The following is a 21,176-nucleotide window of genomic DNA, read 5'->3' on the forward strand; positions in this document are numbered from 1 at the left end:
CAAATAAGCTCGTTGCTAAACAGCCATAATACAGATTCCGCCTTACCAGAGTTTCACATGAATATACTTCCCTTCGGATTACCAGTCGGACAGAAGCTACTCCGCTACAATCTGATTTACACCCTCATCGCAGCGCTGACCACCTTACTTTGTACAAGTCTGGTCTCTACTGCTCTGATGCAGCAGCATATGCGGGAAGAATGTTTGATCATTGCGAGGACGCTGGCCAGCAATCTGTCGGACAGCATCATTACCGGCGATTTACGCGGAGTACAAAATCTGGCCCTGAATGCCACGCATGATAAGCGCCTGTTATCGGTTGCTGTTTTCAATAAAGAAGGTGCAGCTATTGTCGCCTGGGACAAAGGGAATCTGCTGAACCCCGATGGCATGAAAACCACCGAGCTCAGTACGGAAAGCCTGGTTTCTGCGCAATTGACTACGATCACAATACGCACCCCGGTAAAGGATTCGGTCGACGTGCGTGGTTACCTGTATGTTGAAGTCAGTCAGGCAGCGCTGTATCTGCATTGGGTGCTGCTCGTATTAGCGGGCTTACCATTTGCACTGGCTGGCGCCGCCTGTGCCACCTACCTGCTCACCAGAAGACAGTTACTGACCCTGCAACCGATGGCTGACCTGGCTGGCGTATTAGAAAAATCAGCTACCCTGAACGACTACAGCCTGCGTGCACCGGCCGACCGGATACGCGACTTTGGCAGCCTGCATACCCATTGCAATCTGATGCTGGCGCGCATGGAAAGTTGGGAATCCGATCAGCATGCTGAGGCCAGGGAAAGACGCGAAATGGAAAATCGCATCAGCATATTGGAAAACCACGACAGTCTGACCAAGCTGCCCAACCGGCATTATTTCCATAAGCTGATTACCAATTGCGTGGAAGAGGCGATCAATAATGATGAGATGATGGCGCTGATGTTTATCGACCTCGATCAATTCAAAACCATCTCAGATAAACTCGGGTATGACGTCTGCGATCAGGTACTGATCGCCATGTCTGAACGTTTGATGGAAGTTCTGCGCAGCACCGACACCCTGTGCCGGGTCGGCGCCGATGAATTTGCGGTGATTTTGCCAGCGGTCGGCTCTCTGGATACGGTGCGTCAGCTAGCCGAACGTCTGCTGCAGGCCTTGCGCCGGCCCTTGATCATGAATGGCAGTTCCCTGCTCATCACAGGCAGCATTGGCATTTCCTGCTGTCCTTTACATGCACATGAACAGCGCCTGTTCCTGCGCAATACCGACCTCGCATTGCAGGCAGCAAAAGCCGCCGGTCGTAATACCTGGCGCCTGTATGATCCGAACAGCAGCTTGTCAGAAGGTGACACAACGCCTTAAGGAAGCGATCTGTTCAACGTCAGTCAATAACTGATGCCGAGGCGACGGTACAAGAATCCCAGCACAAACAAGGGGCCAATCAGCAAAAAACGCAGGTCATCAAAAAACGAAGGTTTTTTCCCTTCTATGCGATGACCAATAAACTGACCTATCCAGGCCAATACAAAAACCGCGAGCGAAATTTGCCAGATCCCCTGCTGCGGCAGTTGCTGCAACATAGCGAGCATCGCTGCCGACATCAGCAACATCCCCAGCGCAAAGCGGGTAGATAGCGAAAAATAGTAAATCAAGCTAGTCATCACCATGGCGTAAGCCGCCAGCGGATGTACTGCCCAGATCATACCAAGCAGGGAAAATACGATAGCGGGTACGCAGATACAGTGAATTACTTCATTGGTCGGATGCAGATGGCTTTCTGCATATTTGCTGAGCAATACATCAATCTGGCGTCGTTTAGCCGGTAGCCCTGTGGTTTCCATGTTGTCTCCTGATATGTCCGTCTGCGCGGATTAAACCGTGAATTAGAATGACATTGCCCGAAAAACAGGCAATGTACTCAAATCATACTGGGGAATGGGAAACTAAAGGGAGAAAACATTTCATGCAACGCAACAAACACGCAGTGCATATGCGGGATGCCTGACGTTGCGACTCAGTGCAACAGGATTGCAATCTGTAAGGCCGCACCCTCAGTCGGGGAATGTTTAAATCCGGTTTTGGCGAAACGTAAGCAACGTCCGAATACCAGACTGGTCAACATGCTGGCACGCGCAGCAGCTTCAGCCTCGGCGATTTTTCCCTGGCTAACGGCAAGCCGCAAAGCCTGACGAAATGCCATTTCTATACGGTCAGCAAACTGATTCATTCTGGCTTGCAAACGCTCATCTTCGTTGACCAGCGCATCACCAGTCAGCACCCGGGTCATGCCCGGATTTTTCTCTGCGAAGTTCAGCAACATCTGGGCAATCGCCTGTGCCTGTACGATGCCCTCTTCCTGTTGTTCCGTGATCTGATTAATCAATCCGAACACCGAAGCTTCGATAAATTCAATCAGACCTTCAAACATCTGCGCCTTACTCGCGAAATGGCGGTACAGCGCCGCTTCTGACACTGCCACTCGCGCAGCTAAGGCTGCCGTCGTGATTTTCTCGCCTTTCGGATTTTCCAACATTGCTGCCAGCGTCTGCAAAATCTGTAGTTTACGCTCGCCGGGTTTGGTACTAGCCATTTTTCTCTGATCTGTTTAACTGGGTACAAAATGTACGAAGAACATCCATGCACCATAAAGATGCATGTATTTTCAGCTGTTCCGCTGCTTGCTGCAATTGATACTGCGGGGGTTCAGATTCTATGTGAAACCCACGGTCTGTGTGAAGCAATCTTGCAAACTTTAATTCTTCTACGGTACTTGACAGTGCAGATTCGGTCAGATCTCACAGCGTATTGCCAGCTTAGTACGCAGTCCGTTTACCGCAGACTATAACGACGATAAGCATTGACGTACAGTTTAGGATCAACGTCGACCACATTCTGCACACGGATATTCTGTAACACCGCTTTGTGTTCTGCATTATTCATCATGCTCATGACGGCCATGCGTAACTGATCTACCTGCTCATCACCCATTTTTTTATTGGCTAACATTACCCATGGTGCGGTTTTTTCGCCATCAGCCAAAACTACGTGACCAGCAGCAGTTAATTTGGCAAACACAGCGGCATCTGTTCTGACCACACCAACATCGGCCATTTTATTGTCGAGCGCAAAAGGAATCGTCGCCTGCAAATTCACGTTATACACTGTCAATGCTTCCGGGTTCACACCCATACCAGCCAGCATACGCAACGCCTCACGCGTCACTTCACTGTCAGCCGGTGGCATGGCAAAACGCAGTTTCTTTAACTCTTCTGGCGACTTGAGATGCTTTTTCAGACTGGCGGGTCCTATCAGCACGGTCTGGCTTCTCACGCCGGAATCCAGACCAACTACGGTGCTATAGCCCAGTGTCTGTATTGCCATACCCGCTACCGCATTCGGACGTGCAATCAGAATATCAGCCTGACGCAAAGGATCTGCATCATATTGACGGGATGGCGACAAGCCCGTTACCTGAACTTCACGTTTCAGATAGGTGCTGAGCACGCTGGCGAGTTGCTGGTATTTACGGGTGCTGTAATCCGAATCACCGCTGCTGGTCGTGCCTTCCTGCACCACCATGCGCAGTGCCGGTGCCGCATTGACCAGCAAAGGAACAGAGGCACACAGAACGAACAAGCTGGCGGACAGGGACTTCATTAAGTTTAATTTCATCGTCTCAAACAATTTAAAAAAAGTGGGCCACGCCCGGTCTGGGAAGCCGGGCGGGATCGGATAATCAGGAGAATCAGCGTTTTGCGCGTAGGCGTACAGCAGGTCTGCAAATTGCAGATAGGTGATTCTGAGGACAGTCGCAGCAACACGACAGCGTTATTGAGGCCAAGGGTCGTCCGTGCTTGGTTTTACCTCGCCGGAACAAGATTGCGTCTATCCAGTCTGAATTAAATATTTCCACATGGAAATTTAAAGCAGGGATTTTACGGGATAAATCAAGCTTCTGCTCAAAATTTAAGCATTTTATTGTTAAATGTCTGTTATAAGCCTGATGTATGACTGTAACAAATGTTATCAGGAATATTTCTAATAAGGCATGAAAAATAGTAAAGGACTGACGCGAAATTACGCTGGCAACACCTGGCGACGCAGACCGGGCACTGAATACGGCAAGTAGCCATAACGCCGGTACGGCTGCATCAGTCCCGTGACGACATGCGTCCCACAGCCCGTAATAAATGCCGGACTGAGGCATAGCGATAGTCGATACAGGCGGCGCGATGCTGGGCAGGCGGACGCTGTTGCTGCTGCCGCGGCACATAGCCATGCAGTAGTACCGTCTTCAAGCCCTCACGCTTGGCGGCGCGCAGATTATCGACACTGTCTTCGACCAGGATGCAGTTAGGTGCTGACCAGCGATGTCTGGCCAGCAAACGGCGTAAAAAAGGGCGGGATGGTTTGGGTTGCAGCTTGCCATGCACACGCATGGACTCGACCGCGATGTGGTGGGAAAAATGCTTATGTAACCTCAGATGCTGCAGCACCTGACGTGCATACTGCTGAGGCGCATTGGTTAGCAGGATTTTTTGACCTGGCAGTGCACGCAGTCGGCGTGCCAGTCCGCGTTCGGCACGGATCATGCCGCGTAGATCATCGAACTGATGCGCCTGCTGTAAAAACGCTTCGGGTTTGACGCCGTAGTGTCTGACCATGCCCAGCATGGTCACACCATAACGCTGGTAATACAACTGACGCAAGGCGTTGACACTGGCTTCATCGTCCGGCTGCCCGGCAGCACCCAGTACACGGGCGATGCAGGCGTTCATATTACGGTTAATCTGCGGGAAAATCGCATGCGAGGCATTGTGCAGCGTATTGTCCAGATCGAATAACCAGATGCGGCGCCGCGCCGACGCTGTGCTGCGCAAAGCCGCTTGCCGGACTATCAGCATGGTTTAGTGGCTGCGGATCATGGTACCGAACGCCTGTTCGGTCAACACTTCCAGCAACAATGAGTGCTCGATACGCCCATCGATAATGTGGACGGTGTTCACACCCGATTTGGCGGCATCCAGTGCAGAGGAAATCTTAGGCAGCATGCCACCGGAAATCGTACCATCAGCGAACATTTCATCGATTTCACGTGCTGACAAATCCGTCACCAGATTACCCTGTTTATCCAGCACGCCTGGAATATTGGTCATCATGATCAGCTTTTCTGCTTTCAGGATTTCCGCGATTTTACCGGCGACCAGATCCGCATTGATGTTATAGGCCTGACCGTCTTCACCGAAACCGATAGGGGAAATAATAGGAATGAAGGCATCGTCCTGCAACGCTTTGACGACCGCAGGATTGATGGCGTCGATTTCACCGACATAACCGATATCGAGCATTTCACCCGGATTTTCGCGGTCAGGCATCATCATCTTACGTGCACGGATCAGGCCACCATCCTTACCGGTCAGACCTACCGCCTGGCCACCATAATGATTAATCAGCATCACGATATCCTGCTGCACTTCACCGCCCAGTACCCATTCCACCACTTCCATGGTTTCTTCGTCGGTAATACGCATGCCTTGAATAAAAGTCCCTTGCTTACCCATCTTTTTCAGTGCATTGTCGATCTGCGGACCACCGCCATGCACCACCACCGGATTCATACCGACCAGCTTGAGCAAAATCACATCACGTGCAAAGCCATGCTTCAGACTTTCTTCTGTCATCGCATTACCACCGTATTTCACAACGATCGTTTTACCGTGAAATTTACGGATATACGGCAGCGCTTCTGCCAGAATTTCTGCTTTAATAGCAGGTTCAACGCCAGCTAATTTATCGATAGGTGGGTTGGGTGCAGCCGCGTTTGGGTTCAAATCGCTCATAATGACGGTATCCTGAATATCATGAAGGGTAGGAACTCTGTTGACCGAATAGCCTGATACGAGTTCTTGTTCGTCCCGAATTTTACAGGAAACTTCTGCTCAACCTGACGCAAATTCTGAAATCGCCGCCATCATGCCTCTGACCCGTCTGCATCAACAATTAGAAGAATTACGGCCAGCCTTACTGCGCTTTGCTTTTTTGCAATTACGACAGGAAGCCGCCGCCGAAGATGCGGTGCAGGAAGCGCTGCTCGCGGTACTGGAAAAACCAGACAGCTATGGCGGGCAATCCAGTCTGCGCACCTATGTGACCGGTATCCTGAAATTTAAGATCATCGACCATTTACGCGCCTCCCAGAAGGAAAACCGGCTGGAGACCAATGAAGACGGGGATGACAGCGATCTGATCGATCAGCTGTTTCTGGCCAACGGACATACTGTCACCACACCGCAAGCCTGGGCACGCCCCGACAGCGAACTGGAACAGAAGGATTTTTTCCGCGTGCTGGAAGCCTGCCTGGAAAAACTGCCGGAAAAAACGGCCCGGGTTTTCATGATGCGAGAATGGCTGGAGCTCGACACCGAAGAAATTTGTAAGGAATTGGGCTTAACTGCGTCTAATCTGTGGGTAGTGCTGTATCGCGCCCGGCTGCGCCTGCGCGAATGCCTGGATCTGAACTGGTACGCCAGCTAAAGTGCAGCCCTCAGCATGGCATCGATTACTCACTCATCCCTAACAGTAACCGCTCACAGAATACAGGTAACACATGCGATTTCTACTCAGTTGCAAACAAGCGCATCAAATGGTTTCAGAAGGTATGGACCGGCGTCTGCCGTTCTCTGCGCGCACCCGCCTGCAGCTCCATCTGTCCATGTGCAAGGCATGTACCAATTTCAATCAGCAGATGCAAAGCTTACGGCAAGCAATGCGCGAATTGCCCAGGCACCTGGGCTCAGATCAGCGTCAGGATCCGCCATGAGCCAGTGTGCACGTTGTACTGAGCCGTTCACCTGTGCCATGGCCGACCAGACCGGACAGGATTGCTGGTGCGTGAGCCTGCCCGCCATCGATGCTGACAGCCTGAAAACGCTGGCAGCGCGCGGCCTCAGCAGTTGCCTGTGTCCGCGCTGTTTGCCACAGGTGCTGCAAGAATTGAAAGAACAGCAGGAAATACAGCAAGGACAGAAAGCGCAAGCGGAAAAAACACAAACAGATTAATTCAGTTACCATACGCGCTCTGGCAAATCGGCCTTCCTGATAGGAATTCAGTATGTCTAACGAGACCCCCATCGCCCCCAATACAACGATCGCTTATAAAGCGGTCAATATCCCTGTGTCACAGCGCATACGCGAACGCATTGTCGCCAGCAATACGCGCTTTCATGCCAACGACAATATCGCGCGCTTCATCGAGGCCGGCGAACTGGCTGAACTGCAGGCAGAGGTGGAAGAAAAAATGCGCGCCGTGCTGCAAAGCCTGGTGATCGATACTGAAAGCGATCACAATACGCAGGATACCGGCCGCCGTGTCGCCAAAATGTTTATCAATGAAGTATTCGGTGGCCGCTATGTGCCCATGCCCTCCGTCACCGAATTTCCGAATGCCTCGCATCTGAATGAGCTGATGATCATTGGTCCGATCACTGTGCGCAGCGCCTGCTCACATCACCTGTGTCCCATCATCGGCAAGGTCTGGATAGGTGTGATGCCAAACGAGCATTCCAATCTGATCGGTCTGTCCAAATACGCGCGTATCGCCGAGTGGATCATGAGCCGTCCGCAGATTCAGGAAGAAGCTGTCGTGCAGCTGGCTGACACCCTGCAGGAAAAAATGCAGCCGGATGGCCTGGCCGTGGTGATGGAAGCCGATCATTTCTGCATGCACTGGCGCGGTGTGAAGGATTCCGAATCCAAAATGATTAACAGCGTGATGCACGGTTCTTTCCTGAAAGACCCGAATCTGCGCCGTGAATTCTTATCGCTGATCAAACGCTGAATCTGTTGCGCCTGATACCGTACTTATGCGCTGATTTACTCTATTCCACGCTCATCCAGACAGGGAATCATCATGCTAGTCCGTTTGTTATACGCCAGCCGTCCGACCGAAACCAGTCCTTGTGACCTGGTGCAATCGATCTTGCAGGCTTCACGCAGCCATAATCCGGCCCATGGTATTACTGGCGTGCTATGCCATACCGAGCAAGTGTTTATTCAGGTACTGGAAGGCGGCCGCGAAGCAGTCAATGCGCTCTACGGTCAGATACTGAAAGACACGCGCCACAAAGATGTGATGCTGCTCGATTACGAAGAAATCCAGGAGCGGCGCTACCCAAGCTGGACCATGGGTCAGGCCAATATGGCGCGTATCAATCCATCCACCGTGCTCAAATACTCGCCACTGCCGGTACTGGACCCGTACACCATGTCCGGCAAAATGCTGTTATCGCTGATCGACGAATTGATGGCGACGGCATCTATCGTCGGGCGTACCTGAGTTGCTTCAAATATCGTCAACAAGGCTGCCTGCGGGCAGCCTTTGTTTTGAATCGCTCAGGTGACAGACGCGAGACAGGTCTGAAATACCGGAAATGCAGATTTCAGAGGTGAAAGGACAATCAATGCGCCAGCGTGTCGCGCATGCTGTGCAAATCGGGGATAGGTACATCGATGGCGGCACAGACGCCGCGTAATAATTCCTGCTGACGCTGATCATCCAGTCCCTGCTGTGCCTGGGCCGCAGCCAGCATGGCGCGGATCAGCAAAGGTTTGGCGAGCGGCGCCAGCTGATTCAGCTGTACCAGCGCCTGCCTGACTTCCTGATAATCGAGCTGGCCTGGCTGAGCGAAGACGCGCAAATCTGTGGGCTGCAAACGCAATGCCGGTAACACGGCACTGGCAGCAGCAAAACCCTGCGCACGCTGGCTGGCACTACCGCTGAGCAGCAGCGAAATCAGCAATACGGTTTCAGCTTTGAGCATCGTCAGATCGGCGTAACGCACTTTCACCGCACGCGCGGCATTCGGACTTAAGCGACGTTCCAGCACAGTTTGTAGCACAAACTCATTTTCACTGAGCTTGCCATCGGCGCCGGTCAATTGTGCGACCAGTTGTAGCAAACTGGCTTTTTGCTGTTCAGAGCAGGATTTGAGTGCAGGCATGGCCAAATCGATCCAATGCAGACGTGCACTGTTACCGCTATTGGCAAGCGCGATCTGCAAGGTCTTGACCTGCGTAGCGAGTTCAGGTGCCGCTTGCTGTATGTATTGCCACTGCAGCTGATACGCCTGTAGTTGCGTCACATCCAGCAGCAAAGCACACATCAGCGCACGTGCAGATTGCGGTTCGCGGCATGCAGATTGCAGCAAACTCATATCGTCTGTAGCCGACGCGGCAGCTTGCGGAAATGCGGTGCCAGATGCGGTTGCAGCATTGCGGTGATGTCCCCATTGCACATCCTGGTTGCCACCTGATGGGAAGGCTGAGGTTGAGGCTGAGACTGGAGCTGAAGCTGCGGCGGCGAAACCGGATGCGGCCGCCGGTGTATCACTAAACTCGTTGTCGTTCAGTTCTTCGGCCTGCACAAAGCGTACCTGACGTCCGTACACGCGTTGTAGCCGCTCTTCCAGCGGTGGATGGGTGGCAAACAGGCCAGACAAAAAATTAGGTCTGGCGGCTCCCAGGAATAAATGCGATAACTGTTCAGCACGCTGGCTCTGAATCGCTGAACCACAGCCGGTTTCTTCTGTGAGGCCACCTATTTTTTGCAAAGCGCCGCCTATGCCCTGAGGATTACGCGTGAACTGCACTGCACTGGCATCGGCCAGAAATTCACGCTGACGTGAAACGGCGGACTGGATCAGGCGCCCGAAGAAAATCCCCAGATAACCAAGTACAAATAACACGACGCCAGCCGCCAGCATCACCAGACCGATAGGTGGCCCTTTATCATCACGATTGCGCGAGCCGCCGAAACGTGCGCCCCATTCGATCAGCCCACGACCAAACAAGGCCAGCATCTGGATGCCGAATAAAACCCCGATTAACTGGATATTCATGCGCATATCGCCATTCAGGATATGGCTGAATTCATGTGCGACTACGCCCTGCAATTCATCCCGCGTCAGCCGATGCAAGGTACCCCGCGTGACCGCTACCACCGCTTCGTTCTGGTGATATCCGGCAGCGAAAGCATTGATCGCATCTTCTTCATCGAGCAGATACACGTTCGGACAAGCGATACCGGCTGCGAGCGACATTTCCTCCACCACGTTGAGCAAACGGCGCTCGTGCATATCGCGTGAATCGGGTGCCACCAGCCTGCCGCCCGCCATCTGCGCCACTGCGTCGCCACCATCGCGCAGACGGAACATTTCAAACGCGGTACCGGCACCTATGCACAACAATACCGCAACCGAAGTCATCAGATAAAAACCTGCCGGCAAGCGGCCGCCACCTGGCTGGCCGGCGCTATACCATTGCCACAACAAGGCCAGACTCAGATTAATGGTGATCACGATGGCAATCACCGCGAGAATAAAAAGAAAAATCAGCTTCTTACTCTCACGGTGAGCGTGATCCTGCTGTTCGAAGAAATTCATAGGCTGTCGCGCCAGTGTCTGGAGTGAATCAGAACGACACTTTGACTGCTTGACGCTCTTCCGGGGCCTCAGTCGCCTGTAACAGTTCAGCGGTATGAAAGCCAAACATACCGGCAATCACAGAACCCGGGAATTGTTCGGCACTGGTGTTGTACTGCATGACGCTGTCGTTATAGGCCTGACGGGTGAACGCAATTTTGTTTTCGGTACTGGTCAGCTCTTCGGTCAGCTGTATCATGTTCTGATTTGCCTTCAGGTCAGGATAGGACTCCGACAGCGCGAACATCTTACCCAGCGAAGCCGTGAGTGTGCCTTCCGCTGCCGCCAGTTGCTGTACCGAGGCGCCATCCGCCGGGTCCAGCACCGCTTTGCTGCTGGCGCTGACTGCCTGATTGCGCGCATGGATCACTGCTTCCAGGGTTTCACGCTCATGCTTCATATAGCCTTTAGCGACTTCGACCAGATTCGGAATCAGGTCATAGCGGCGCTTGAGTTGTACATCGATCTGGGCAAAACTATTTTTAAAGCGGTTACGCAAACCAACCAGGCGGTTGTAGACACCGATAGCCCAGAAAGCCAGTACAGCCAGGATCACAAGAATTACGATCAATGCAGTCATCATACACTCCATGCAAAAAGTAAAAACCGATGCGCTGGCATCGGTTCAGAAAACATTCAGTTGTTGGTCGTCGTGCTCGGATTGGTATTCGGTTTCACCGTCATTTCCTGCAGCTCGGCTTCAGAAATGTATTCGAACACCTTCACTACTTTCCTCACGCCGCTGATGCTGGCTGCCACCTGAGCTGCACGATCACCCTCACGCTGGGTCACACGTCCCATCAAAAACACGACGCCACCTTCAGTAACGACCTTGAAGGCACTCGCAAACATGTCTTTGGTATCGACGAAAGTGGCTTTCACCTTGGTGGTGATCAGTGCATCATTCGAACGTGAAGACAGGTTGGAAATACCCGATACCTGTATCTCATTCATGACAGCGACTACACCTTCAACCGCACGCATTTCGTTTTCAGCGCGCAGGCGCGCTGCCTCGTCGGCGACTTCACCAGTCAGCAGGGCACGGCGGTTGAACGCATTCACATTGACATGCGCGTTATCGCCGAGTGCTTTGGAAATACGCACCTCACCTTTAAACACGATACTCTTATCTTCCGTCTGGGCACCGAAAGTACGGCGGTCTGTAGCGGCAAAGGTACCCATCACGGCACTGCCTATCACCAGTTCAACGCAGCCCTGCAGACTGGCGGCAGCCGCCAGGCACAGGCTAATGGTGGCGACCGGGCGCGCCAGAGTCTGCCATTTAGTCTTAGTCATCCACATCTCCTCCAAACAGCGCGGAATCTATCCCGTCGCATAAACAATGTATCGTCAGCAAATGTACCTCCTGGATACGTGCAGTTCTGTCATGCGGCACACAGATATGCACATCGGCATCGCTGAGCAGTTGATTCACCGTACCGCCGCCTTTGCCGGTCAGCGCTACGACCCGCATATCGCGCTCCAGTGCAGCATTGATCGCATTGATCACACTGACTGAATTACCGGAAGTCGTGATGGCCAACAGGATGTCACCGGACTGGCCGAAGGCTTGCACCTGCTTAGAAAACACTTCCTGAAAGCTGTAGTCATTCGCCACCGCCGTCAAAATTGAACTATCGGTAGTCAGCGCCATCGCTGGCAGCGGCAGGCGCTCACGTTCGAAGCGTCCAACCAGTTCAGCTGCAAAATGTTGGCAATCAGCGGCGGAACCACCGTTACCGCAAGCCATAATCTTATTGCCATTAGACAGCGCCAGGAACATGAGTTCCACGGCCTGCTCTATAGGCTGCGCCAGCTCTTCGGCTGCACGCATTTTTAATTCGGCACTTTCTTTGAAGTGCGCCACAATTCTTTGATTCGTCATAATGAGTCGGATTCAGGCATGACACCAGTTGCTACGGGCTTGGACAACATGCAGTCCAAACCGGTTCCCTCTGGCGACCATCCCGGGATTATTAAAGGACGACGTTCTGTAACCACGTGATTTTACCCGCTTCTATGGCAATTACGTCAAAACGGCAGGCAGGTTGTGAACGAAGCCCCATCAGGTACACCTGAGCAGCATGTTGCCACTTTCTTTGCTTGGCCGGGGTAATGCTGGCCAAGGCCCCGCCAAAACTGGCTGAGGCACGGCTGCGCACCTCCACAAAGACCAGTGTCTCACGGTCTTGCATAATCAGGTCGATTTCTCCGCCCTGACATAGAAAATTCTTTTGCACCAGTCTGAGTCCTGCCTGCTCCAGATGAGCTAAGGCCTGCGCCTCGCCTGCATCCCCCTGGCGGCGCTGCGGTGTTCTGCGGTCCTCTGCAGCAGTTTGCGGTCGGGTTTCTCGCTTCATGTCGTACAATGCCTGATTGAGCGTTTGATTTCACAGAAATGGACAGTTATGAGCCTTACTGAATCCACCCCATTCACACACCCTACCTTAATCGAAGCAGTCACCCGACAGCAATATCCTGCCGGTACTTTTTACGTGGTTGCCACACCGATAGGGAATATTGCCGACATTTCGCTGCGCGCGCTGCATCTGCTGTCGCTGGCCGATGCAATCGCCTGTGAGGATACCCGCAATACCGCGCAATTGCTGAGCCGTTACGGCATACAAAAGCCGTTGATCGCCGCACATCAACATAATGAGCGTGAAATCGCAGGCAAAATCCTGCAACGCCTGCAGGCAGGAGAGCGCATCGCACTGGTGTCGGATGCGGGCACGCCCGGCGTTTCTGATCCGGGAGCCAAGATAGTCAATGAGCTCAAAGCGGCCGGGATTCCGGTCACCCCACTGCCTGGCGCATCGGCTGCGGTATCGGCCTTATCCGCCAGCGGTCTGCTGGATGAACATTTTTACTTCGCCGGTTTTTTACCCAGCAAAACGGGGCAACGCGCCACCAGTCTGCAACAGCTGGAGAGCATGCAGGCCAGCCTGATTTTTTATGAAGCACCACACCGCATCGAGGAATCGGTGCTGGCCATGCTGGAAGTTTTCGGGGGCGAGCGCCGCATCGTGTTTGCGCGTGAGCTCAGCAAACTGTTTGAAGAAATCCATCGTTGTCCCTTAGCGCAGGCACCCGCCTGGCTGGCGGCTGATCCGCATAGGCTCAAGGGGGAATATGTGCTGATCATCGAAGGTAAGGCACAGGCGGAACAGGCCGATCAACTGGAAGCACGGCGCGTACTGCAAATTCTGCTGCAGGAATGTCCGGTTAAACAGGCTGCCAGCCTGGCGGCGCAGCTGACTGGTCAGAAAAAAAATGCCTTATACCAGCTCGCGCTGAGCATGAAATCAGAGGCCAGTGAAGAGGAATAATCCTTCCTCATCGGCGTAAGCGCCGCGCCACATGACAGCGCTGATCATCGCTGTATCACGATAGGCCGTCCAACTCCGAGATCGCCGACTTGCGCTAACACTTGCTGGGCTTCAGCGCGGCTGTTGAACGGCCCGCTGAGCAAACGGTAGAGACTACCCTGCTGCACGATATCAAAGCCCGGCAAGCGATTGTCTGCCTTGCCTTTCAGATGTCCCATGATGTTTTCTGCATTCGCACGTATCGCATAGGCACCAAATTGCAGATAAAAGCCGTTGGTGGCTGGCGTGGTGGCGACCGTACTCAGTTTTTCTACGGGTCTGACGTCCTGAGCAGTATTTAAGGCTTCCATACTCACGCTGGCAGGCGCTGGCACCGGTGAGGTGCTGACCACGGCGGCAACTTCCGGCACACGTAACGGAACAGTATTATTCACCAAGACGGATGTGGGCTGACTGACTGGAACGGGTTGATTTTTACGGTTTTCCGCCATGCGTTCTATATCGGCTGGCAGCAAACGCTCGACTTCGATCTGACTGCTACCCTTACCCAAAATTTGCAGCTTCAGTGCAGCAGTGTAGGACAAATCAATGATGCGGCTGGAATGGAAAGGGCCACGATCATTAATACGTACGATGATTTGTTTGCCATTACCCAGATTAGTCACGCGCGCATAAGATGGAATCGGCAGCGTAGGATGGGCCGCGGTGATTTTGTACATATCATACGGCTCGCCCGATGAAGTACGCTGACCATGAAATTTCTTGCCATACCAGCTGCCCACGCCGCGCTGAATGAAGGGCGTGGTGCTGTCGGCGATCGGCGTGTAGGTTTTACCAAACACCACGTAAGGCTTGTTCGCGCTGCGCGAAAAACTCTCCACGACGGGAATCGGATCAACTGTGAATTCCAGGCCTTCCGGTGGATTATCACCGGGGCCATCATCCTTGTAATAAGCGCCCTTCCCTGAATTCGCTTTAGGCAGCACCGGGGCAGTAGCTGGCTTACCGGTCACAGGGCGCGCTTCTTGCACCGGTGCAGGGGCGTGTGGTGTGCTGCCACAAGCAACCAGCAAAGCGGTACTGAAGGTAATCGCTAAACGCTGCTTTACGGGCCACGATAAACTGATGCTAGTGACGGAAGAACCAAAAGCGCTGGCCTGTAAGGGTGATCGCTGTCTCATATCTGCACCTTTATGTCTGCACCAGTTTACGGTTACGTTGTACGCTCATCATCATGCCTGCGGCCATTCCCAGCGTCACCAGTGCGGTCCCACCATAACTCATGAAAGGCAAAGGCACACCGACCACCGGCAAAATGCCGCTGACCATGCCCATGTTCACAAAGGCATAGGTAAAGAAAATCATGGTAATCGATCCCGATAGCAAGCGGCTGAACAGCGTAGGTGCGTTCGCGGCTATCATCAGACAGCGTATGATGAGCAGGAAGTACAAGCTCACCAAAATGGCATTGCCGACCAGACCGAACTCTTCCGAGAACACCGCAAAAATAAAGTCGGTAGTATGTTCAGGGATAAATTCCAGATGGGCTTGCGTACCTTTGAGCCAGCCTTTGCCTGTCATCCCGCCTGAGCCTAGTGCAATGGTAGACTGAATAATGTGAAAGCCTTTACCCAAAGGGTCGCGGGTCGGATCCAGCATGGTCAGTACGCGGTCGCGCTGGTAATCATGCATCAGGTAAGGCCAGACCAGGGTAGGCATCACCACCGCAGTAAAACCCAATACCGACAATAATACCTTCCAGGATAAGCCCGCTAAAAAAATCACAGTAAAACCAACCGCGACCACCAACAAGGCGGTTCCCATATCCGGCTGTTTCGCAATCAGCGCAACCGGAATACCGAGTATCACACTGGCAATCACGAAATCCTTCACCCGCAAAGCGCCTTCGCGTTTTTGAAAATACCAGGCCAGCATCAGCGGCGTCGCAATTTTCATCATTTCTGACGGCTGTATCACCATGCCGACATTAATCCAGCGGCGCGATCCTTTTTTCACCATACCGAACATGGCAACGGCCAATAACATTGCCACCCCAAACGTATAGATGGGAATAGCGAAGCGCATCAGGGTTTGCGGCGGTATATTGGCCATCACCCACATAATAAAAAATGACACCACAATATTGCGCATCTGGTCTTCCACCCGTCCCGGGAAGTCCATACCTGCGGAATACAAGGTGATAATGCCGCAGGACAGGATCAGAAAAATCAATATCGCCAGCGGTGCATCAAACACCATCAGGCGGGAACGCAATGCGCGCCAGTGAACACCGTGATTATTCATACTTAATCCTTGTTTCCTTGGGTTTCACCACCGGGCTTTGGCCCCGGCTCAGGCTCTGCAGGCGCCTTGACTTCGGTATCAGATCGGTACAAAGCCATATCGCTTTGCGGCTTGGGCAAAGGCTGGGGATCTTTACGCTCTTTATCCTGTGGTCGTTTGCCGAGCAGGTAATAATCGAGCGCCTTGCGTACGATAGGTGCTGCGGCATCCGCCCCGAAACCACCGTTTTCGACAATAATGGCGATCGCAATTTTAGGTTTATCCGCAGGCGCAAAAGCGATGTACAAAGAGTGATCGATATGACGTGCAGCCATGCGCTTGGCATCATATTTTTCGTTTTTCTTCAGACCCACCACCTGCGCAGTGCCAGTCTTACCACCAGACTGATATTCGGTGTTAGCGAATACCCGCGCTGAGGTTCCCTCTTTGACCACGCCGACCATCGCATTTTTGATGATATCGATATTTTCCTGCTTCAAGGGAATGCGGAAACTCTCCTTAGGCACAGTCAGTTCGCGTTGCCTGGTTTTCGGGTCCTCGATAATCTTGACCAGATGCGGCTTCATCACGATACCGTTATTGGCCAGCGTTGCCATCGCATGCGCCATCTGCAAAGGGGTGAAGGTATTTTGTCCCTGCCCAATACCGAGCGAAATCGTATCACCCGACACCCAGCGTTGCTGTGCTGGCTTCTTGAAGGCATTGCGTTTCCAGGTGGTGGAAGGCAGTAAGCCGGAGCGTTCATGCTCCAGATCGATGCCAGTTTTTTGACCGAATCCGAAAGGCTTCATAAAGTCATGCATGGCATCGACCCCCATGTCGTTAGCCAGCATGTAGTAATAGGTATCACAGGAATGCACGATAGATTTATACATGTCGACCATACCGTGACCACCAGGCCTATCGTCTTTGAAGGTATGGTTACCGAAAGTAAAATAGCCAGGATCTGCAATAGTTTGATTCGGGGTACGCTTACCGAGCTCCAGCGCAGCCAATGCCATGAAAGGCTTGTAGGTTGAGCCAGGCGGATAAGCTCCGGTCAGCGGTCGGTTTAACAGAGGCTTGTCTTCAGAGGTATTGAGTTCATTCCAGCTTTGCTGATCAATACCTTCGACGAACAGATTCGGATCGTAAGTCGGCTTGGAGACAAAGGCCAGCACATCGCCGGTTTCCGGTTCGATCGCGACTAAGGCGCCACGACGCTCACCGAAAGCCTCTTCCACCACTTTCTGTAATTCTATATCAACTGAGAGGATCAGGTTTTTACCCGACGTCGGCGGTGTGCGTGACAGCGTGCGCACCGCACGGCCGCCGGCGGAGACTTCTACCTGCTCGAACCCTGTGGTCCCGTGCAGCAGGTTTTCATAACTCTTTTCCAGTCCTTCTTTGCCGATGTAATCCGTGCCGTTGTAGTTGGCAGCATCTTCCCGCTCATCGAGCAGTTCCGCATCCTTCTGACTGATGCGGCCTATATAACCGATCACATGCGAAGCCGAATCGCCCTGCGGATATTGGCGGAACAGGCGGGCCTGAATATCGACACCCGGAAAACGGAAACGCTGGGCGATAAAGCGCGCCACCTCATCATCGGTGAGCCGGGTACGGATGGGCACACTTTCGAAGTTTTTGGAGTCTTCCAGCAGCTTACGGAAACGCTTGCGATGCTTAGGCTGAATATCAACCAGTTCCGCCAGATTATCGATCAGCGTGTCCATGTCCTGTTTGATCTTGGACGGTGTAATTTCCAGCGTATAGGCCGAGTAATTGCGCGCCAGGATCACGCCATTACGGTCCATGATTAAACCGCGGTTAGGCACGACCGGTACCACATCTATACGGTTTTCATCTGCCAGCAACATGTAATCATCGTGTTTGATGACCTGCAGCCAGATAAAGCGCGAAATCAATAGCGCGAAGCAGAAAAAAACAAAGACGCCAATAAAAATCAGGCGCATACGGAAGAAGTAAATCTCACGTTCCGTGTTCTTGAGTTCATTCATCATGATTCAGGTCGCTTCCAGGCAGACTCAGATTGGACGTGTGTCATCTTTGTCGATGGCGCGACGCTGCGGCGCGAGTAACAGATAACCGGCGATTGGCCACAGTGCGGTCGTGACCAGACTCTGTGCAAAATACAGCCAGCCAGGAAAATGGGCGTCAGGTGCAACGATCAGACGTAGCGCAATCTGCAAACTCTGTACAAACAAAAACAGTGGAAACACGTGCAGCGCTTGCGTCAATGGTGCAAACCAGAGGACGCGGCGATGGATAGTGATCGCAAAATACGATAACAAGGTATACGCCAGCGCGTTCTCACCCAAATGAATCGCATCATGCACATCCATCAGCAAACCCATCGCAAACGCAACACCTATGCCGACTTTACGCGGTTGATGGATAGTCCAGAATACCAGCACCAGTGCAACAAAGTCCGGGACGCCCATGGCGGAACCCCAGGGCAGGAAATTGAGCAGGAAGGCAAATGCAAAACTGAAGGCGATAAACAGCGGATTCACCGGCAACAGAATGTAATGCGGGTGGGTCATTTCGGCGCATCCTTTCTTTCATCTTTGCCGCTCACTTTGGCCGCCGCTTCTTTGACCGGCAATGCTGCAGTATTCGGTGGCGGCACTAAGGCATTCGGGTTTGGCACTACGGCAGCGGCGGGTTTCACGCTGTCAGCTGGTGGCGACTGCGCCTCACGCGAGGCTGGCTGAGCGGCCGGATTCTGATCAACCGGTTTGATATCATTCGCTACCGGCAGACTGTCGCGTGTAACTCGACGGTTAATTTTTTCTTTTTTGGCGCGCACATCTTCGGTATCCGGCTTAGGCAGATTATCCATGGTGGCTTGCAATACCAGTAATTGCTTGTTACGGTCAACACCCGCGGCGGGCAGGCAGATGATGTTTTCAAAGGTCGAGCTAGCTTTGTTTTCTACCTGCTCTACCTTACCAACCGCCAGACCTGGCGGATAAATACCATCCAGGCCAGACGTCACCAGCAGATCGCCCTTTTGTACATCAGCATTGGCGGTCATGCGCATGTCCAGATACGGTGACTGACCACGGCCATAGGCTACACTGCGTAAGCCATTGCGCAGTATCTGCACCGGTATCGCCTGATTTTTATCAGTCAGTAAGGTTACTTCTGCAGTCAGCGGAAACACGCGCGTCACTTGTCCGACCACACCCTGATCGTCAATCACCGGTTGGCCGGTTGCGATCCCATCCTTGATACCACGATCAACGATGACTTTACGGGTGGCAGGATCACGTGCGTCGTAGATAATTTCGGTCAGTACCGACTTGACCGGCTGGCGTTCACGCGCATCCAGCAAGCGGCGCAAATGGGCATTTTCTGCCTGTAACTGGGCACTCTGCTGCAAGGCATCGGCATGCTGAGTCTGTTGCCGCCGTATGCGTGCATTTTCTGACTGCAGTTCAGTGGTACTCACAAAATAATGCGAAACGTCACGCGCCGCCTGGCTGGGAACCACTGCCAGCATCTGCACCGGATACAGCACCGTACCGATCACCTGACGCACCAGATTCAGTGATTTGAGACGGGAATCAACAACTAACAGGAATATCGCCAGAACAGCAAAAAAGATGGCGCGGGCACGCGCTGATGCGCCTTGTTTGAAAAGTGGTGGCGGACTGTAATCCATACTGTATCCATCAACAAAAACCGGTTGGTCCGTCCCGACCGCAGTACAGCCAGTGCAGTCTGTGCTCCTGAAAACAAAAAGCCGACAGATCAGCAGCCGGCTCTGCAATATGTTCAGTGACTGTCCATGGCGTGTTTGTCACGGACAGTCCGCTGTTCAGATTACTCGTAAGAGAAAATCGAACCCAGCTTATCCATGCGTTCCAGCGCCATGCCGGAACCACGTACCACGCAGGTCAGCGGATCTTCTGCAACGATGACCGGCAAGCCGGTTTCTTCCATCAACAGGCGATCCAGATCACGCAGCAAAGCGCCACCACCGGTCAGCATCATGCCTTTTTCAGCAATGTCCGCACCCAGTTCCGGCGGTGTCTGTTCCAGCGCGTTTTTTACGGCCGATACAATGTTATTCAGCGGATCTGTGAGCGCTTCCAGAATTTCATTGCTGGAAATCGTGAATGAACGCGGGATACCTTCGGACAAATTGCGGCCTTTGACTTCCATTTCCTTGACTTCGGAACCCGGGAAAGCAGAACCGATCGCTTTTTTGATAGCTTCTGCGGTTTGTTCGCCGATCAGCATGCCGTAGTTACGACGGATATAGTTGACAATCGCTTCATCAAACTTATCACCACCGACGCGTACCGAACCTTTATAGACCATACCACCCAGCGAAATGATGCCGACTTCTGTCGTACCGCCACCGATATCGACGACCATGGAGCCGGTCGCTTCCGATACCGGCAGACCGGCACCGATCGCAGCTGCCATCGGCTCTTCGATCAGATACACCTGGGAAGCACCTGCGCCGAGTGCAGATTCACGGATCGCGCGGCGCTCAACCTGGGTAGAACCGCAAGGAACACAGATAATGATACGTGGCGAAGGCTTGAAGAACTTGGTGTCATGCACCATGCGAATGAACTGCTTGAGCATTTGCTCGGTCACGGTAAAGTCAGCGATCACGCCATCTTTCATCGGACGGATGGCTTCGATATTGCCAGGTACCTTGCCCAGCATCTGCTTTGCTTCTTTACCGACAGCCTGAATCGTTTTTTTACCGTTAGGGCCACCTTCCTGGCGTATCGCCACGACGGAAGGCTCATCCAGGACGATGCCCTGGCTACGGACATAAATCAGCGTATTGGCAGTACCCAGATCAATGGCGAGATCATTCGAGAAATAACTACGTAAAAAACCAAACATGTATTGTCCTGTATTTAACTATTGAGGTGTCCAGCCGCGCTGGGGGGCTGGGCCACGGAATTTTTTCTCCCTACGGCACACAGTATTACGCTGACAAATCCATTCTGCATCGACTTACAGGATTTAGCGTGCCATTTAGGGCATTAACCCATCATTCTACCTTATAATCTTCTTAAATTTACTCGATACCAAT

At 52.8% G+C, this 21,176-nt stretch carries 23 protein-coding genes; 7 read left to right on the plus strand and 16 right to left on the minus strand.

Annotated features, from left to right (window positions below):
* Nucleotides 1-57 precede the first annotated feature (57 nt).
* Nucleotides 58-1,359 (plus strand): sensor domain-containing diguanylate cyclase, encoded by a 1,302-nt coding sequence (locus H8K47_RS02325; RefSeq protein ID WP_186879819.1) that lies wholly within the window; start codon nt 58-60, stop codon nt 1,357-1,359.
* Between the two features lie 23 nt (nt 1,360-1,382).
* Here H8K47_RS02325 and H8K47_RS02330 read toward each other — a convergent pair whose 3' ends face one another.
* From H8K47_RS02330 to argB, 5 genes are all read right to left on the minus strand, one after another.
* Nucleotides 1,383-1,838, minus strand: a complete 456-nt coding sequence (locus tag H8K47_RS02330; protein WP_186879820.1) for an Mpo1 family 2-hydroxy fatty acid dioxygenase — start codon at nt 1,836-1,838, stop codon at nt 1,383-1,385.
* A 173-nt stretch (nt 1,839-2,011) separates the two neighbouring features.
* A complete protein-coding gene (gene slmA, locus H8K47_RS02335; RefSeq protein ID WP_186879821.1) occupies nt 2,012-2,587 on the minus strand; it encodes a nucleoid occlusion factor SlmA in 576 nt (191 codons plus the stop codon).
* A gap of 239 nt (nt 2,588-2,826) precedes the next feature.
* Complete coding sequence (locus H8K47_RS02340; RefSeq protein ID WP_186879822.1) at nt 2,827-3,669, minus strand: PhnD/SsuA/transferrin family substrate-binding protein; 843 nt, start codon at nt 3,667-3,669, stop codon at nt 2,827-2,829.
* A gap of 479 nt (nt 3,670-4,148) precedes the next feature.
* The gene (locus H8K47_RS02345) at nt 4,149-4,901 is read right to left on the minus strand and encodes an HAD-IA family hydrolase (RefSeq protein ID WP_186879823.1); all 753 of its coding nucleotides are present in this window, start codon (nt 4,899-4,901) and stop codon (nt 4,149-4,151) included.
* Between the two features lie 3 nt (nt 4,902-4,904).
* Complete coding sequence (gene argB, locus H8K47_RS02350) at nt 4,905-5,837, minus strand: acetylglutamate kinase (RefSeq protein WP_230405239.1); 933 nt, start codon at nt 5,835-5,837, stop codon at nt 4,905-4,907.
* A gap of 133 nt (nt 5,838-5,970) precedes the next feature.
* Between argB and H8K47_RS02355 the strand changes: the two genes are divergently transcribed.
* From H8K47_RS02355 to H8K47_RS02375, 5 genes are all read left to right on the plus strand, one after another.
* The gene (locus H8K47_RS02355) at nt 5,971-6,531 is read left to right on the plus strand and encodes a sigma-70 family RNA polymerase sigma factor (RefSeq protein ID WP_186879824.1); all 561 of its coding nucleotides are present in this window, start codon (nt 5,971-5,973) and stop codon (nt 6,529-6,531) included.
* Between the two features lie 73 nt (nt 6,532-6,604).
* Nucleotides 6,605-6,817 carry a zf-HC2 domain-containing protein gene (locus tag H8K47_RS02360; protein WP_186879825.1) on the plus strand — a complete coding sequence of 71 codons (213 nt, stop codon included), beginning with the start codon at nt 6,605-6,607 and terminating at the stop codon, nt 6,815-6,817.
* Nucleotides 6,814-7,056 carry a cysteine-rich CWC family protein gene (locus H8K47_RS02365; RefSeq protein WP_186879826.1) on the plus strand — a complete coding sequence of 81 codons (243 nt, stop codon included), beginning with the start codon at nt 6,814-6,816 and terminating at the stop codon, nt 7,054-7,056. The genes H8K47_RS02360 and H8K47_RS02365 overlap by 4 nt, the downstream gene beginning before the upstream one ends.
* 52 nt (nt 7,057-7,108) lie before the next feature.
* Nucleotides 7,109-7,834, plus strand: coding sequence for a GTP cyclohydrolase I (gene folE / locus H8K47_RS02370; RefSeq protein WP_186879827.1), 726 nt, complete (start codon nt 7,109-7,111; stop codon nt 7,832-7,834).
* Between the two features lie 72 nt (nt 7,835-7,906).
* Entirely contained in the window at nt 7,907-8,332 is a 426-nt protein-coding gene (locus H8K47_RS02375) for a BLUF domain-containing protein (RefSeq protein ID WP_186879828.1), read from the plus strand.
* A 121-nt stretch (nt 8,333-8,453) separates the two neighbouring features.
* Here the strand turns inward: H8K47_RS02375 and H8K47_RS02380 are convergent, their stop codons facing one another.
* The 5 genes from H8K47_RS02380 to H8K47_RS02400 form a co-directional block, all read right to left on the minus strand.
* Nucleotides 8,454-10,436, minus strand: a complete 1,983-nt coding sequence (locus H8K47_RS02380; protein WP_186879829.1) for a M48 family metallopeptidase — start codon at nt 10,434-10,436, stop codon at nt 8,454-8,456.
* Nucleotides 10,437-10,464: 28 nt separating this feature from the next.
* Nucleotides 10,465-11,058 (minus strand): LemA family protein, encoded by a 594-nt coding sequence (locus H8K47_RS02385; protein ID WP_212681795.1) that lies wholly within the window; start codon nt 11,056-11,058, stop codon nt 10,465-10,467.
* 53 nt (nt 11,059-11,111) lie between these two features.
* Nucleotides 11,112-11,771: a BON domain-containing protein gene (locus H8K47_RS02390; RefSeq protein WP_329604129.1), complete on the minus strand. Its 660-nt coding sequence runs from the start codon at nt 11,769-11,771 to the stop codon at nt 11,112-11,114.
* The gene (locus H8K47_RS02395; RefSeq protein ID WP_186879831.1) at nt 11,764-12,360 is read right to left on the minus strand and encodes a phosphoheptose isomerase; all 597 of its coding nucleotides are present in this window, start codon (nt 12,358-12,360) and stop codon (nt 11,764-11,766) included. Before H8K47_RS02395 ends, H8K47_RS02390 begins: the two co-directional genes overlap by 8 nt.
* A 91-nt stretch (nt 12,361-12,451) precedes the next feature.
* A complete protein-coding gene (locus H8K47_RS02400) occupies nt 12,452-12,835 on the minus strand; it encodes a YraN family protein (RefSeq protein WP_186879832.1) in 384 nt (127 codons plus the stop codon).
* Between the two features lie 48 nt (nt 12,836-12,883).
* Between H8K47_RS02400 and rsmI the strand changes: the two genes are divergently transcribed.
* A complete protein-coding gene (rsmI, locus tag H8K47_RS02405; RefSeq protein WP_186879833.1) occupies nt 12,884-13,804 on the plus strand; it encodes a 16S rRNA (cytidine(1402)-2'-O)-methyltransferase in 921 nt (306 codons plus the stop codon).
* A gap of 44 nt (nt 13,805-13,848) precedes the next feature.
* Here the strand turns inward: rsmI and H8K47_RS18475 are convergent, their stop codons facing one another.
* The 6 genes from H8K47_RS18475 to H8K47_RS02435 all read right to left on the minus strand — a co-directional run bounded on the left by H8K47_RS18475 (nt 13,849) and on the right by H8K47_RS02435 (nt 20,983).
* Entirely contained in the window at nt 13,849-14,985 is a 1,137-nt protein-coding gene (locus H8K47_RS18475) for a septal ring lytic transglycosylase RlpA family protein (RefSeq protein WP_186879834.1), read from the minus strand.
* Nucleotides 14,986-14,995: 10 nt separating this feature from the next.
* Nucleotides 14,996-16,108, minus strand: a complete 1,113-nt coding sequence (gene rodA / locus H8K47_RS02415) for a rod shape-determining protein RodA (RefSeq protein ID WP_186879835.1) — start codon at nt 16,106-16,108, stop codon at nt 14,996-14,998.
* Nucleotides 16,109-16,110: 2 nt separating this feature from the next.
* Nucleotides 16,111-18,108: a penicillin-binding protein 2 gene (mrdA, locus tag H8K47_RS02420; protein WP_186879990.1), complete on the minus strand. Its 1,998-nt coding sequence runs from the start codon at nt 18,106-18,108 to the stop codon at nt 16,111-16,113.
* A gap of 27 nt (nt 18,109-18,135) precedes the next feature.
* Nucleotides 18,136-18,654: a rod shape-determining protein MreD gene (gene mreD, locus H8K47_RS02425; RefSeq protein ID WP_186879836.1), complete on the minus strand. Its 519-nt coding sequence runs from the start codon at nt 18,652-18,654 to the stop codon at nt 18,136-18,138.
* Nucleotides 18,651-19,778: a rod shape-determining protein MreC gene (mreC, locus tag H8K47_RS02430; RefSeq protein ID WP_186879837.1), complete on the minus strand. Its 1,128-nt coding sequence runs from the start codon at nt 19,776-19,778 to the stop codon at nt 18,651-18,653. Before mreC ends, mreD begins: the two co-directional genes overlap by 4 nt.
* Nucleotides 19,779-19,939: 161 nt before the next feature.
* Nucleotides 19,940-20,983, minus strand: a complete 1,044-nt coding sequence (locus H8K47_RS02435) for a rod shape-determining protein (RefSeq protein ID WP_110256286.1) — start codon at nt 20,981-20,983, stop codon at nt 19,940-19,942.
* Nucleotides 20,984-21,176: the final 193 nt, after the last annotated feature.

Origin of the sequence: Cognatundibacterium rugosum (assembly GCF_014284365.1) — a bacterium.
Taxonomy (GTDB): domain Bacteria; phylum Pseudomonadota; class Gammaproteobacteria; order Burkholderiales; family Burkholderiaceae_D; genus Undibacterium; species Undibacterium rugosum.